The sequence below is a fragment of the Fusicatenibacter faecihominis genome, assembly GCF_020686945.1.
Lineage (GTDB): Bacteria > Bacillota > Clostridia > Lachnospirales > Lachnospiraceae > Limivivens > Limivivens faecihominis.
The window spans coordinates 35,765-49,050 of sequence record NZ_JAJEPR010000015.1 but is presented as its reverse complement, the minus strand read 5'-3'; the positions used below and the strand labels follow the sequence as shown (position 1 = coordinate 49,050).

General features: G+C 51.5%; 12 protein-coding genes. 3 read left to right on the top strand and 9 right to left on the bottom strand.

Translation table 11 applies throughout. From position 1 onward, the window contains the following. Window positions 1–30 precede the first annotated feature (30 nt). The 4 genes from LKD71_RS10105 to LKD71_RS10090 form a co-directional block, all read right to left on the bottom strand. A complete protein-coding gene (locus tag LKD71_RS10105) occupies window positions 31–1,287 on the bottom strand; it encodes an L-rhamnose isomerase (protein WP_227615304.1) in 1,257 nt (418 codons plus the stop codon). 121 nt (window positions 1,288–1,408) lie between these two features. Further along, window positions 1,409–2,395 carry a diaminopimelate dehydrogenase gene (locus LKD71_RS10100; protein ID WP_227615303.1) on the bottom strand — a complete coding sequence of 329 codons (987 nt, stop codon included), beginning with the start codon at window positions 2,393–2,395 and terminating at the stop codon, window positions 1,409–1,411. 161 nt (window positions 2,396–2,556) lie between these two features. After that, a complete protein-coding gene (locus LKD71_RS10095; RefSeq protein ID WP_178045608.1) occupies window positions 2,557–3,225 on the bottom strand; it encodes a J domain-containing protein in 669 nt (222 codons plus the stop codon). Further along, window positions 3,222–4,097 carry a DUF5685 family protein gene (locus LKD71_RS10090; RefSeq protein WP_227615302.1) on the bottom strand — a complete coding sequence of 292 codons (876 nt, stop codon included), beginning with the start codon at window positions 4,095–4,097 and terminating at the stop codon, window positions 3,222–3,224. The genes LKD71_RS10095 and LKD71_RS10090 overlap by 4 nt, the downstream gene beginning before the upstream one ends. Window positions 4,098–4,437: 340 nt before the next feature. Between LKD71_RS10090 and LKD71_RS10085 the strand changes: the two genes are divergently transcribed. The 3 genes from LKD71_RS10085 (at window position 4,438) to aspS (ending at window position 8,421) form a co-directional block, all read left to right on the top strand. Further along, entirely contained in the window at window positions 4,438–5,463 is a 1,026-nt protein-coding gene (locus tag LKD71_RS10085) for a M42 family metallopeptidase (RefSeq protein WP_227615301.1), read from the top strand. A 71-nt stretch (window positions 5,464–5,534) separates the two neighbouring features. Continuing rightward, window positions 5,535–6,455 carry a mechanosensitive ion channel family protein gene (locus LKD71_RS10080; RefSeq protein ID WP_117763924.1) on the top strand — a complete coding sequence of 307 codons (921 nt, stop codon included), beginning with the start codon at window positions 5,535–5,537 and terminating at the stop codon, window positions 6,453–6,455. A gap of 193 nt (window positions 6,456–6,648) precedes the next feature. Continuing rightward, complete coding sequence (aspS, locus tag LKD71_RS10075) at window positions 6,649–8,421, top strand: aspartate--tRNA ligase (RefSeq protein WP_227615300.1); 1,773 nt, start codon at window positions 6,649–6,651, stop codon at window positions 8,419–8,421. A gap of 46 nt (window positions 8,422–8,467) precedes the next feature. Here the strand turns inward: aspS and LKD71_RS10070 are convergent, their stop codons facing one another. The 5 genes from LKD71_RS10070 to LKD71_RS10050 all read right to left on the bottom strand — a co-directional run bounded on the left by LKD71_RS10070 (window position 8,468) and on the right by LKD71_RS10050 (window position 13,274). Then, a complete protein-coding gene (locus LKD71_RS10070) occupies window positions 8,468–9,973 on the bottom strand; it encodes a M56 family metallopeptidase (RefSeq protein WP_227615299.1) in 1,506 nt (501 codons plus the stop codon). A gap of 2 nt (window positions 9,974–9,975) precedes the next feature. After that, window positions 9,976–10,368 carry a BlaI/MecI/CopY family transcriptional regulator gene (locus tag LKD71_RS10065; protein ID WP_178044750.1) on the bottom strand — a complete coding sequence of 131 codons (393 nt, stop codon included), beginning with the start codon at window positions 10,366–10,368 and terminating at the stop codon, window positions 9,976–9,978. A 148-nt stretch (window positions 10,369–10,516) separates the two neighbouring features. Beyond that, on the bottom strand, window positions 10,517–11,368 hold the full coding sequence (locus tag LKD71_RS10060) for a hypothetical protein (RefSeq protein ID WP_227615298.1): 852 nt from the start codon (window positions 11,366–11,368) through the stop codon (window positions 10,517–10,519). Window positions 11,369–11,525: 157 nt separating this feature from the next. Next, the gene (locus LKD71_RS10055) at window positions 11,526–12,761 is read right to left on the bottom strand and encodes a 3-isopropylmalate dehydratase large subunit (protein ID WP_178046635.1); all 1,236 of its coding nucleotides are present in this window, start codon (window positions 12,759–12,761) and stop codon (window positions 11,526–11,528) included. Between the two features lie 18 nt (window positions 12,762–12,779). Further along, the gene (locus LKD71_RS10050; protein ID WP_227615297.1) at window positions 12,780–13,274 is read right to left on the bottom strand and encodes a LeuD/DmdB family oxidoreductase small subunit; all 495 of its coding nucleotides are present in this window, start codon (window positions 13,272–13,274) and stop codon (window positions 12,780–12,782) included. Window positions 13,275–13,286: the final 12 nt, after the last annotated feature.

The window sequence follows — 13,286 nt, the reverse complement described above, 5'->3', positions numbered from 1 at the left end:
AGACACAGGGCTTTGCTTTTCGATCAGATTTTAGTTTCTCCTGGAGAGAACTTCGTCCTCGTAGCGTTTTACCTCTTTAAACCAGTCTTCTCTCTCGGGAACACCGTTGGCCTCGCAGAAGTAGTTCCATACATCACCGAAGGGATAAACCTTCAGCTCTTCCTGCATGGTCATAAGCTCGGTGAAGTTGCTCTCGTTCTGAAGCTCTTTCAAACGGGCATTCGGAGTAAGCAGAGCATACAGAAGGGCTTTCTGCAGATTTCTCATACCGTTTACCCAGGCAGAGATACGGTTGATGCTGGCATCGAAGAAGTCCAAAGCCAGAAGCACGCGGTCGATGGCGTCGTTTCTCACGATCTCTTTTGCGATCTCGCGGGTCTCGTCGTCAAAGAGCACTACATGGTCGCTGTCCCAGCGCACTGGACGGGTCACATGGAGAGCGATCTTGTCGTTGAAGAGCAGCATGGAGGAAATCTTATCGGATACCACTTCGGTCGGATGATAATGACCGTTGTCCATCAGGCTGATGATGCCTTTTCTTGCAGCATAGTTGATGGTAAACTCGCTGGAACCTACGGTGTATGACTCAAGGCCGATACCGAATACCTTGGACTCCAGGCATACATAAACCTTGCTCTTGTCATAAGGAATAGCCAGGATCTGATCCAGAGAATCTTTAAATCTTGCTCTCGGTCCCAGACGGTCTGCCGGGATATCCTTGTAGCCGTCCGGAATCCAGATATTCATAGCGCAGGGAACACCCAGCTCATCAGCAAAATACTCAGAGATGCGGATGCAGGCCTGGCAATGACGAATCCAGAACTGGCGGGTCTCCTCATCGGGGCTTGAGAGGGTCAGGTTGTCTTTTACCTTCGGGTGAGCGAAGCAGGTGGGGTTGAAGTCAAGGCCCAGGCCTCTTTCTTTTGCGAACTCTACCCATTTTGCAAAATGCTTCGGCTCCAGTTTGTCTCTATCTACAAACTCGCCGGGCTCAAAGATGGCGTAGCTTGCATGGAGATTCAGTTTGTGTTTGCCGGGAACGAGCTTTAAGACTTCGTCGATGTCGTCCATGAGTTCCTGGGGATTTCTGGCTTTTCCGGGATAGTTTCCGGTAGCCTGAATACCGCCGGTCAGAGGACCATCGTGGTCAAAACCGGTCACATCGTCGCCTTGCCAGCAATGCAGGGAAATTGGAATCTTTTTCAGGGTCTCAATGGCTTTATCCGTATTCACGCCAATGGATGCGTAAAGCTCCTTCGCGGATTCATATCTTTCTTTTGTTGTCATGATAAAGTTCCTCCTTGTTTCACAGGTTTTCCGAATTTCTTAAGGTATCTTTATCTTACACGATTCCATGGTAAAAAAAAAGAACCCCTTTTGTCTAAAAAAGGGTCCTTTTTTGCACTTCTTATAAGAGATGGGCGCGAAGCTCCTCGCCGCTTAACGGGGAAAGGTAAGACGGAGCCACATCGAAAACGGTCTTGCAGCCGGTCTGTCCCTCGGAAGCCATGCGATGAGCGGCTCTTGCATAAGCCACCAGAACGCTGGAGGTAAATTCCGGGTTGGAACCAAGCTTTAAGGAATACTCGATGAGCTGATCGGTGTTCTCGCCCTTGCCGGTCTTTCCGGTGCGGATCACGAAACCGCCGTGAGGCATTGCTGTGTGGTCTCTGTCGAACTCTTCCTCGCTGATGAAATGAACGGTGGTATCATAATCGGAGAAATAGTTGGGCATGGTCTTGATCTCTTCCTCAATTTTCTGAAGATCTGCGCCTTCCTCAGCCACAATGAAGCACTCTCTGGTGTGTTTCTGTCTGGTGGTCAGCTCCGGATTCTTGCAGGCACGAACCTCTTCCACTGCTTCCGGTACCGGAATCGTGTACTGGATGCCGCGTTTTACTCCGGCTACCCGGCGGATCGCATCGGAATGGCCCTGGCTGACGCCCTTGCCCCAGAAGGTATAGGTCTTACCGTTCGGAAGAATGGACTCTGCGTAGATACGGTTCAGGGAAAACAGTCCCGGATCCCAACCCACGGAAATGATTCCCACAGTGTGTCCTTCTTTGCAGGCCTTGTCCACATCGGCAAAATGCTCCGGGATTCTTGCGTGGGTATCAAAGCTGTCGATAACGTTGAAGTTCTTTGCCAGCTCCGGTGTCTGTACCGGAAGATCAGTTGCGCTTCCGCCGCAGAGAATCAGCACATCGATCTCATCTTTGTGAGAAGCCGCCTCGGCGATCGGATAAACCTTTACGCCCTCTGTCTGAATCTTCACGGTTTCCGGGTTTCTTCTGGTAAATACAGCCACAAGCTCTGTATCCGGATTCTGAGCAACGGCAAATTCTACGCCGCGGCCGAGATTACCATAACCTGCAATACCAATTCTTGTCTTCATTTCCTTCACTCCTTGTAGTTTTTATACGGAGATGCCAGGCTTTCTGCCTGAACACCATTCCCGACTGCCATCATAAACCCTGGCAGTCCAAAAATCAATATTTTTGTTAAATACGCCAAACCGACGAAATGCGTAGCATTTTGGAGGTGGCTCTGAACATTTTAGCAGCAGCAGAAGCCGCCTCCGCAGAGGGCGTTCAGCATGAGGTTCGCGCAGCAGAGCTTCGTACACATATCGCCGCCGTCGAGAGGATTTCCGTAAGAGGACTGTCTCGTCTGGTACCAGCTGCCCCCGTTCTGAAGCATATTCAGGAAATTCCTGTACTCCACGTTGTTGGGCTCCAGATTGACGGCCTGCCTCGCCGCCTCCATGGCCGCCACATTGTTTCCCAGTCCGGAATTGGCCTGGGCGCTGTAATAATACCATCGGGCCGTCCGGTCTTTCATGCCGTTCAGCACATTGTATGCCTGCTGATAGTAGCCGTTCCGAAGGTAATTGGCCGCCGCCTGAAGGTGGACGTCCTCTTCACTCTGGCTCTCCTGAGCTCTGCTGTAACCGCCCCCGAAGAAGTCGTCGAAACCGCCGTAGTAGCCGCCTCTGCTGCTTCCCGGTCCGTAAGAGGAACTGCCGGAATAGCCTTCGGTCCGCTCCTTCATGATCTGCTGGTAGGCCTGCTGGATCTCCTTGAATTTTTCCTCCGCCTGGTCTTTGTTTGGGTTGTTGATATTGGCATCCGGATGGTATTTCCGGCTCAGTTTTTTATATGCTTTCTTGATTTCTTCCTCTGTTGCGTCTCTCGACACACCCAGCACCTGATATGGATCTCTCATAAACTCCTCCGCTTCCGGATCATTTTCTTCTTATTGGTATCGGACTTCTCTTCCGTCCGTTTCTTTCTGGCTTTCTCGTACCGGACCCAGATGCCGGAATACAGGATGTTTCTGAGGATGCCGGTGTATTCGATGATTGGGAGCTTCTCAAACTCTCTGGAACATTCCGCCGCCATCATGGTCAGGATTCCGCGGCAGTTTTCCTCAAAATCCTTTCCCTCACTGAGCTTTGTCAGGGGATTGTAACGGCCTTCCGTCAGATCTTCCTCCAAATCCTCGTAGGCATCACAGAGATAGATAAATTTTCCCAGGAAAAAGCCCATCCTCCGAAGGTTTTCTTTCCATTCATCCTCTCGCCAGGCCAGGATTTCCGCCATGATCTCGCCGAAAATCCCTGCCATATAATCGAGGTCCGACGAATTTTCCGCCTCTCCCGCAGAAAGCTTGTCCAGAAGCTCTTTCACCTTCTCCGCTTTTTCGGAATAGGAAGCCTCCAGACCTCCGAATTTCCGTTTCAGCAGCTCTGCAAAAAGCCGCCGGTCGATCTTCTGCTCGTCAGCCCAGTCATCCATGCATTTATAATAGTTGAGAAGAATGCTCATGTCCGCCGCATAATCTGAGAAGACATCCACCTGGATCGGCTGTTTCTTCAAAGGATGGATGACGCAGTGGGTGGTTCCTTTTTTCACCTTCGGCTCGTAAAGGCCTGTGAGCAGCATCACCACAAAGGTCAGATCGTAGCTTAAGGTCAGCTGGCCGGACAGGCCGTAGCGCTCCTTCAGCTTCTGACAGAGACCGCAGTAAAAAGACTGGTAGGTCTCCAGCTCCCGGACCTTCAAATCGCCTTTGTTTATCATCACATATCCGAACATGTCTCTCCTCCTTTCTCTCATTAGCTTATCTACTAATACATCTTTACAAGATACTATTCTAATAGAAAAAAGTCAATCGCTCTCCCTCACTTTTTTCTGAATTTTCTGTGAACTTCCCTTGCGGGAAAGGTGCAAATATGCTACATTTTACTATAAAAGTCCCGGACGGCAGCCATGAGAATGAACCATGCTTGCATGAGCGAATTCATGGATATCGGACGGGCTAGACCGTATGAGTAAGTAGGGCAATAGCCCAGATTACGAATGCGGTCGGCAGCTGTGGGAGCGCCACAGGCGCGGAACAGCTGACTTTTGACGCATTAAAGGAGGATTTTTGAAAATGAACAACTATGTAGATTACATTCTGGAGCAGGCCAAGAATCTGCTCGCCATCGACAGTCCGTCAGGCTACACCGCCGAAGTGACCGCTTATCTTTTAGAGGAATACAAGCGTCTGGGCTACAAGGCCAGGCTCACCGGGAAGGGCGGCGTCCTGGCTGATCTTGGCGGCGAGGGCGAGGCCATTCTTCTGGCAGCCCATGTGGACACCCTAGGCGGCATGGTTGCCGAGGTAAAAGGCGATGGAAGACTCCGCATCACCAACATCGGCGGCATGAATGCCAACAACGCCGAGACAGAAAACGTCCGCATCCGCACCTATGACGGTGCCTGCTACGACGGTACCCTGCAGCTCATCGACGCTTCCATTCATGTAAACGGAAAATACAGCGACACCGCCCGTTCTTGGGACACCGTGGAGGTAGTCATCGACGAGCCTGTTTCTTCCAAAGAAGATGTGGAAAAACTGGGCATCATGACCGGAAATTTCGTCTGCTTCGATCCGAGAACCACGATCACTTCCTCCGGCTACATCAAGAGCCGTTTCCTGGATGACAAACTGAGCACTGCCATTCTTCTGGGCTACGCCAAATATCTGAAGGACGAGCACATCACTCTCCCGAGAAAAATTTACCAGCACATCACGGTTTTTGAGGAAGTCGGTCACGGCGGCTGCGGTTCCGTTCCTGAAGGCACCGTGGAGTTCCTTTCCGTGGATATGGGCTGCGTCGGAAACGGCCTGGCCTGCACCGAGCGCGAGGTTTCCATCTGTGTGAAAGACAGCGCAGGCCCCTACAGCTATCAGACCGTTACCGGCCTCATCAGGGCTGCAAAGGAAAACGGCATCGGTTTCGCAGCCGACGTTTATCCCTTCTACGGATCTGACGCGGACGCCGCTTTAAGAGCCGGCTATGATCTCCGCCACGGCCTCATCGGCCCCGGCGTCTACGCTTCCCACGGCTATGAGAGAAGCCATAAAGACGGCGTGGAAAACACCCTGAAGCTTCTGGCTGCTTACATCGGCTGATCTTTCCACAGAAGATGTCGGCTGAATTTTTCCAGGCAGGTCTCCGGACCTGCCGATGAAAGGAATCTTCCATGAATTACAATCTCCTCACTTCTTCCGATCTGAACGCGGCGCAAATCACCTCGGAAGTCACGGAGCAGGTAGTGACAAAAACCAACCGCTGGATCTCCTTCTGGAATGAACATGTTCCCGATCTGATCTCCTTCGGTGTGGAGATCGGTTTTTCGCTGTTGATCTTCTTTGTCGGCCGTTTTCTGATCCGCTGGATCCGGCGTATCGTCCGCCGCTCCATTGAACGTTCCAGTGCAGATACAGGCGTAGAGCAATTTATCGATTCTCTGCTGAAATTTCTCCTCTACACCCTGCTCCTGTTTATCATCATTCAGAACCTGGGCGTTCCCTCCACTTCCATCGCTGCAGTCATTGCCTCTGCCGGCGTAGCGGTCAGCCTGGCTCTTCAGGAGAGTCTGTCAAATCTGGCCGGCGGCATCCAGATCCTGCTTTTAAAACCCTTCGTTGTCGGTGACTACATCCGGGAAGACAATAAAGGAAATGAAGGAACTGTAGAAGAAATCCATATCTTCTACACCCGGCTTTCCACCATTGACAAGAAAGTCATCATTCTTCCAAACGGTCTTCTGGCCAACAACAGTCTTACCAATGTGACCTCCAATGACATCCGGCTTCTGGAACTGAAGGTAGGGATCTCCTATTCTGCAGATCTTAAGAAAGCGAAAGCCATTCTGGAGCAGCTTCTCTGCAAGGAGCCGCGGATCCTCACACAGGAGGAGCATGTGGTCTTTGTGGATGACCTCGCTGACAGTGCCGTGATCCTGGGTCTTCGGGCTCAGGTAAAAACAGAAAACTACTGGCCCACTCGCTGGAAGCTTCTGGAGGATATCAAGCTCACCTTCGATGCGAAAGGGATCGAGATCCCCTATCCTCAGCTGGATGTACACATGAAGGAAGGCAGCGGAGCCTCCCGCCCCTGACGCATCTTCATGAATCCCTTGCAAAGAACCATAAAATACAGTATAATGTAATGTCGAGAAAAAGTTTAACTGTTCAGGACGTTCAAAACAAAAAATTCATCCTATCGCAGACAAGTTTGCATAGTCTGATTTTTCATTTTGCTGATGTTCTGAACTGTTACGAAAAAGTTATAAAAAAGGATGGTAAAACACCATGACACAATCCAGAACCCATACCTGCAACGAGCTGCGCCTTTCTGATGCCGGAAAGATAGTCACTCTGGTCGGCTGGTATGAAAACTTAAGAAGAGTCAGCAAGAATCTGGGCTTCCTGATCCTTCGTGATTTTTACGGAACCACCCAGATCGTGATCGAGACTGAGGAAATGATGGAGCAGATCTCCGGTGTCAACACCGAATCTACCATCTCCGTTACCGGTACTGTCCGTGAACGTTCCAGCAAAAATACAAATCTTCCCACCGGTGAGATCGAGGTTGTTCCCGAGAAGATCGAGATCCTCGGCAAATGTATCTACAATGAGCTTCCTTTTGAGATCAACCGTTCCAAGGAAGCTGATGAAAATACCCGTCTGAAATACCGCTACCTGGATCTTCGTAATCCGGCTGTGAAATCCAAGATCGTTCTGCGCTGCAACGTGGTTGCCGAGCTTCGCCGCAGCATGATGGAGCATGGTTTCCTGGAGATCACGACTCCGATCCTGACCTGCTCCTCTCCGGAAGGTGCGAGAGACTATCTCGTTCCCTCCAGAAACCACCCGGGCAAATTTTATGCACTTCCGCAGGCTCCCCAGCAGTTCAAACAGCTGCTCATGACCTCCGGTTTCGACCGCTATTTCCAGATCGCCCCCTGCTTCCGTGATGAGGATGCGCGTGCAGACCGTTCTCCGGGCGAGTTCTATCAGCTGGATATGGAGATGGCTTTCGCCAGCCAGGAAGATGTCTTCGCCGTTCTGGAAGACGTTCTCCCGCCGGTATTTGAGAAATTCGGCACCTACAAGACCGCTTCCAAAGCGCCCTTCTGCCGCATCTCCTACAAAGATGCCATGGAAAAATACGGAACCGACAAACCGGATCTCCGTATCGACCTTCTCGTGCAGGATGCTACCGAGTGCATGGCTGACTGCGGTTTCGGTCCCTTCGAGGGAAATGTCGTAAAAGCAGTCGTTGCTGACGGCTTCAAAGGCACCCGCAAAGTCATCGACAAGCTCTGCGCTGACGTGGAAGTTCAGGCCGGAAACAAAGCTTACTGGTTCAAAGTAGACGAAAACGGCGCTCTGACCGGCGGCATCTCCAAGTTCCTTCAGGAACATGCTGAGGCAGTCAAAGAAGCACTGGGCCTGAAACCCGGCGATTTTGTCGGCGTATGTGCAGGCAAGAAACAGGCCGCTCAGAAAACAGCAGGCGTTCTCCGCCGCTACATCGGCGCTCTGGCTGAAGGCCATATGAAGACCGACTGCTATGAGTTCTGCTGGATCGTAGACTTCCCGATGTACGAAATCGGCGAGGAGTCCGGCGAGCTGGAGTTCTGCCACAACCCGTTCTCCATGCCCCAGGGCGGTATGGATGCACTGAACAATCAGGATCCCCTCTCCATCAACGCTTACCAGTACGATCTGGTCTGCAACGGTGTAGAGCTCTCCTCCGGTGCCGTTCGTAACCACGATCCCGAGATCATGGTAAAAGCCTTCCAGATCGTTGGTCTGGGCGAGGACGACGTGAAAGCCAAATTCCCGGCTATGTACAACGCATTCTGCTACGGAGCTCCGCCTCATGCAGGTATCGCCCCGGGCGTAGACCGTATGGTCATGCTTCTGGCCGGCGAGGACAGCATCCGTGAGATCATCCCGTTCCCGATGAACAAGACCGCACAGGATGTCATGATGGGCGCTCCTTCCGAGGTAGATCCCAAACAGCTCAAAGATGTTCACATCAAACTGGATATCGAAGAAAAGAAAACAGAAGAATAAAAAGAAGCCCCGGTCCGGATCATTTACTGATCCGCCGGGACTTTTTTTATGGGGTCCAGAGAGTGCCATCCGGACCGGTGAAGCTGCCGTCTTCGTTGGCAGTGTAAAGGCCTCCGGCCTGGTTTTGCCAGCTGCCATCCGGCCCCTGATAAAGGACCTGCCGGTTCAGCTGGCCCGAATCATAAACCGTCACAGATGCTACGGCCTGATCTGCGGGGTTCGGAGGTCCTTCCTCCGTCCAGGAACTTCTATCCCGGTCGCTGACCCACTGGCCGTTTCCGTGATAGGTATAGGTTCTTCCGCTGCCGTCCTTCCAGGTGCCGTCGCCGCTTTCATAGATGTAGTTGGCACCGTTGCCTTCGGTGCGGTAGAGGGTGAGTGGCTCGGAGGTATTTGCAGTCAAAGTTGATGTGAGTGGACGGTTTTCGCTCGTTTCAGCAGTTTCCATCCCCGGGCTTTCCTGTCGGGTTTCCGTCTCCGCCTGAGTAAGGTTCTGTTGGAGATTGTTTTCCGCCGCCACGCTGCTCCCGATCAGAAGCTGGGCGAGAAGCATCACTGCACAGAGAAGAACCGCCGGAAAGCGACACCTTTTCATTGCAGAAAGATTTCTCATACAACGTATCCGCTCTTTAAATACCAGAATGCCATCATTGAGTCCCGCCGCCAGATAGGGAACCCGGCTCTGCTTTGCGGCTGTCTTTAAAAGCAGGCGGCTGTAGCTCAGCTGCTCCTGACTGGAAAGCCCTCCTAACACCCGGGCATCACAGAGATTTTCCACGGTTCGCTCCGCATCCCTTCTCATTTTATACAGAAAAGGATTGAACCAGTAGCTGGAAACAACTGCCTGCATAAGAAGCTTATACCAGAGATCCCTTCGCTGGTAATGAGTCAGCTCGTGGCTCAGAATAAAGCAAAGCTCCTGTTTTTCGTACCGTTCATTCGTAAGGTAAACTGCCGGATGAAAAAGGCCTGCCAGCACCGGCGTGGTAAGCCTGTCATTTTTCAGAAGCTTCGGAGGTTTCTTGAGTTCTGCTTCCCTGCTGAGCCGCTGGTAGTCTTTCAGGATATCCTCATCGTCCACCGGCAGGCTCCAGCGATAAAGCCTGTGGAGCGCCAGATAATAGCGGGCCAGGCCCACAAGCCCGAGAAACAGAGCCCCGGCAAGCCAGATCTCGCCAAAAAGACGCAGCAGCTGGTCAAAGGTGAAGCCGAAAGGAGTTTCCTTTAACTGGATTTCATGGCTGTGGAAGGTCTGCTGCACGGTCTGAGCTGAGGTCTGTTGCGAGACTTCTGCCTCTTTCTGTGCTGCTAAAAGATTTGAGTCCGCTGTTTTCACCGGTTGTTCCACTACAAAATTCACGGTCAGCTGCGGGAGCCTCCCGGAAGGAAGCTTCACTGGCACCAGCAGAAAAACAGCCACAGCAAACCAGACCCAGTATTTCCAGCCGGAAGCATATCTCCCTCTGCTAAGTCTGGAAAAAAGCTCCGTCAGAAGCAGGATTACCGCCGCAATGAGATTCATTTTTAAAATATGAAGTACAAATTCAGGCATCTTTACTCCTCCTGGTCTTCCTCCATCTCTTTTAAGAAATCACTTAATTCCTGAATATCTTCTTTTTTCATCTTTTCCCCCTGGTAAAGGGCATTTACAAAGCGCTTCAGAGAATTGCCGTAAAGCTTCTCCAATACGCTTCTGCTCTCCTGCTGCTGGTATTCCTCCTGTGTCACCAGCGGCGTATAGAGGTTCATCTTTCCTTCTTTTTTCGCAGAGACAAAGCCCTTTTTTTCCAGTCTCGTGAGCAGGGAAAGGATCGTCGTGGGGGCCAGTTTCTTTTTCTCATTTACCACCCGCTCGATCTCCAAGCGGCCCATGGGCGGCTCATGGTTCCAGAGCACCAGCATGATATCCAGCTCCGAATCCGGCAGACGGCTGATTGTTTTTTTCATATAATAAACTCCCTTTTTTGTTTCTGAACTTTCGCTGACAGAGCATTCTCCCCTTGAAAATCTCCGAAACAATTTTTCTTTTATGCTCTATCTTACACCCATTCGTTTTTCCTGTAAAGAAAACCGGCCCCATGAAAAATACCTTTATTTATGAATACCACAAATTTCCATCCGGCCCGGTAAAACTTCCGTCACCATTGTCGGTATAGATGCCGCCCGCCTCATTGACCCAGCTGCCGCTGCTGGAATCCTGATAAAGCGTCTGACTGTTCAGGCCATCCTCATCTGTGACCGTCACGGAAGCGCCGCTTTTGTCCGCTGCCGGAGCAGGCGCCGTCTCGCTCCAGGAGCTTCCATCCGCCCCGCTCCAGGTTCCGTTTCCATTGTAGACATAATTTCTGCCGCTGCCATCGTACCAGTTTCCATTAGTGGCCTTGTAGATATAGGTGGCTGCACTTCCATCTGCCGAATAGAGCGTAACGCTCTCATCCGTCAGCGTAAGCCCCAGATTCTCCGCGGAGGTATATTCGGGTGAACTATTGGAAGCTGCAGTGGTTTCCGCCTCCGCACTCGCAGATGAGTTATTTTCCGGCTGCTGTACCTGAACGGTTCCTGAATTTTGATTACCCGCAGTCGAAGCATTTTGTTCCTGAACCTTCTTCGCCGGAGTATTCTGGTTTTGAATGTTCTCTGGATTTATCTGCGTTTCCGTTCCTTCTTTCTTCTGAGCAGTACTCTGACTCTCTGTCTTCGTTCCTGACTGTTCTTTTTTCTGATCCTCCGTCTGATTTTCCGTTTGCTTTTCAGAAGTCTTTTCTTTCTCCTTCTTTTTCACCACCACCGCCGTCTTCCCGGTGTCTTCTGTCATATGCACAACCTCCGGCATCCTTCTTCTCAAAAGAATCCCCACGCCCACAACCAGCAGCAGAACACAAATCACCGCCGCTGCCGTCATAATCATCTTCATTCTTCTCTCTTCCTGTTGTCTACGTCTTCTCATGATCTTTTGCGCTCCTTTTCTTCTACATTTGTAGTTGACGCGTATATTCTACATCTGTAGTAAATACTTGTCAAGCGCAAAAACGCTGCATCTTTCTCCTCCAGAATACAAAATCAGCCCGGCATACAAACCGGGCTGATCCTTTTTATTTAATTCGTTATACAATTTTTCCCGCCACTGCACAGGCAGCTGCGGTTTTCGGAGATGCAAGATAAATCTCCACTTTGGAGGTTCCCATACGGCCAAGGAAGTTCCGGTTATTGGTTGCCACCACGCGCTCCCCGTCTGTGAGAATGCCGCCGGTTCTGCCACAGCAGAGTCCGCAGCCCGGATGGGTGATGATTGCTCCGGCTTCCGCCAGGACATCCATAATACCAAGTTCTATCGCCTGTCTGTAGATCTTCCGGCTGGCCGGAGTCACAATAAGCTTTACATAGTCTGCAACCTTCCTGCCCTTCAGGACCTCGGCAGCTGCCTGAAGATCCTCCAGACGGCCATTGGTACAGGAACCGATAAACACCTGGTCGATGGGGATGCCGGAAAGCTCGCTGACGTTGCGGATCTTGTCCACCTGCGAAGGACACGCCATCACAGGTACAAAGTCCTCTGCCTTGTAAACGACGGTTTTGCAGTAGGAAGCGTCCTCATCTCCCACCAGACTCTTCTGATAATCATTCAGCGTCACATTACAATATTCTGCCGTCTTCTCATCCGGTGTGAAAAGCGCACATTTGGCTCCTGCTTCCACAGCCATGTTTGCCATAGTCATACGGCTGGAAACGGACATCTCCTCCACAGTGCTTCCGGTAAACTCCAGTGCCCGGTAAGTGGCCCCGTCTGCTCCCAGATCACCCAGGAGCCGTAAGATCACATCCTTGGACATGACATTTTCCGGCAATTTTCCATTGATGACGACTTTGATCGTTTCCGGCACACGGATCCACATGCTTCCGGTTCCCAGAATACTTGCCATCTCGGTATAACCGATACCGGAAGAAAAAGCGCCCACGCAGCCGTAGGTCGTGGTATGGCTGTCCGTACCGAAGACCACGTCGCCGGGTTTTACATAACCGGCCTCGGTCATCAGCTGATGGCAGATACCGTCGCTTCTGTGTACATGGATCATGCCATATTTTTCAGCAAAGGCATCACCCGTATGGAAATGTCTCGTGTCATCCAGCTGGCTGGCCGGTACGAGGTGGTCGTAGATCAGCACCACCTTGTCCGGGTCCCAGAGCTTCTGAAAGCCCATCTCCTCAAATTTTTCAGCGACAAAAGGGATAAAGATGTCATGAATCATGACCCGGTCCACAGAAACGGTGGCGATATCGCCCGGCTTTACCTTTTTGCCTGTATTATGATGAATGATCTTTTCAATCACTGTCTCGCCCATAATTTTTCTCCTTCCCGGTCAGTCCAGACCATTCAGCTTCCGCATGGCTTTCACCAGTCCGCCGGCTCTCAGGATATCCATGAGATTCTCCGGCAGGGAAGCGATGGGGTACTGTTTTCCCTGATGATCCACATACTGATTCATGACAACGGTGACTTCGTCGCCCTCCTTCACATGCTCGTGAAGCTCCGGCTGCTCGATGAGCAGAAGGCCGTTGTTGATGGAATTGCGGAAAAAGATCCGCGCGAAGGATTTGGCGATGACACACTGGATTCCCAGTGCTTTGATGATCTCCGGCGCCTGCTCTCTGGAGGAACCGCAGCCGAAGTTCTTACCGGCAACGATGATATCGCCTTTCCGGATCTGGGCGGCCAGCTCCGGCCGAAGGGGGCTGAAGCCGTACTGTTTCATATCGTCAATGGTCTTGAGTGCCAGGTACTCTGTGGGGATGATGATATCCGTATCGATATCGTCCCCCAGGACCCAGACCCGTCCTGTAAATGATGTCTCCATAGTTATGTTCTC

Bases quoted from the DNA above. Each gene is read 5' to 3' on its own strand.
- LKD71_RS10105 (WP_227615304.1), bottom strand. From the start codon at position 1,287: ATGACAACAAAAGAAAGATATGAATCCGCGAAGGAGCTTTACGCATCC.
- LKD71_RS10100 (WP_227615303.1), bottom strand. From the start codon at position 2,395: ATGAAGACAAGAATTGGTATTGCAGGTTATGGTAATCTCGGCCGCGGC.
- LKD71_RS10095 (WP_178045608.1), bottom strand. From the start codon at position 3,225: ATGAGAGATCCATATCAGGTGCTGGGTGTGTCGAGAGACGCAACAGAG.
- LKD71_RS10090 (WP_227615302.1), bottom strand. From the start codon at position 4,097: ATGTTCGGATATGTGATGATAAACAAAGGCGATTTGAAGGTCCGGGAG.
- LKD71_RS10085 (WP_227615301.1), top strand. From the start codon at position 4,438: ATGAACAACTATGTAGATTACATTCTGGAGCAGGCCAAGAATCTGCTC.
- LKD71_RS10080 (WP_117763924.1), top strand. From the start codon at position 5,535: ATGAATTACAATCTCCTCACTTCTTCCGATCTGAACGCGGCGCAAATC.
- aspS (WP_227615300.1), top strand. From the start codon at position 6,649: ATGACACAATCCAGAACCCATACCTGCAACGAGCTGCGCCTTTCTGAT.
- LKD71_RS10070 (WP_227615299.1), bottom strand. From the start codon at position 9,973: ATGCCTGAATTTGTACTTCATATTTTAAAAATGAATCTCATTGCGGCG.
- LKD71_RS10065 (WP_178044750.1), bottom strand. From the start codon at position 10,368: ATGAAAAAAACAATCAGCCGTCTGCCGGATTCGGAGCTGGATATCATG.
- LKD71_RS10060 (WP_227615298.1), bottom strand. From the start codon at position 11,368: ATGAGAAGACGTAGACAACAGGAAGAGAGAAGAATGAAGATGATTATG.
- LKD71_RS10055 (WP_178046635.1), bottom strand. From the start codon at position 12,761: ATGGGCGAGACAGTGATTGAAAAGATCATTCATCATAATACAGGCAAA.
- LKD71_RS10050 (WP_227615297.1), bottom strand. From the start codon at position 13,274: ATGGAGACATCATTTACAGGACGGGTCTGGGTCCTGGGGGACGATATC.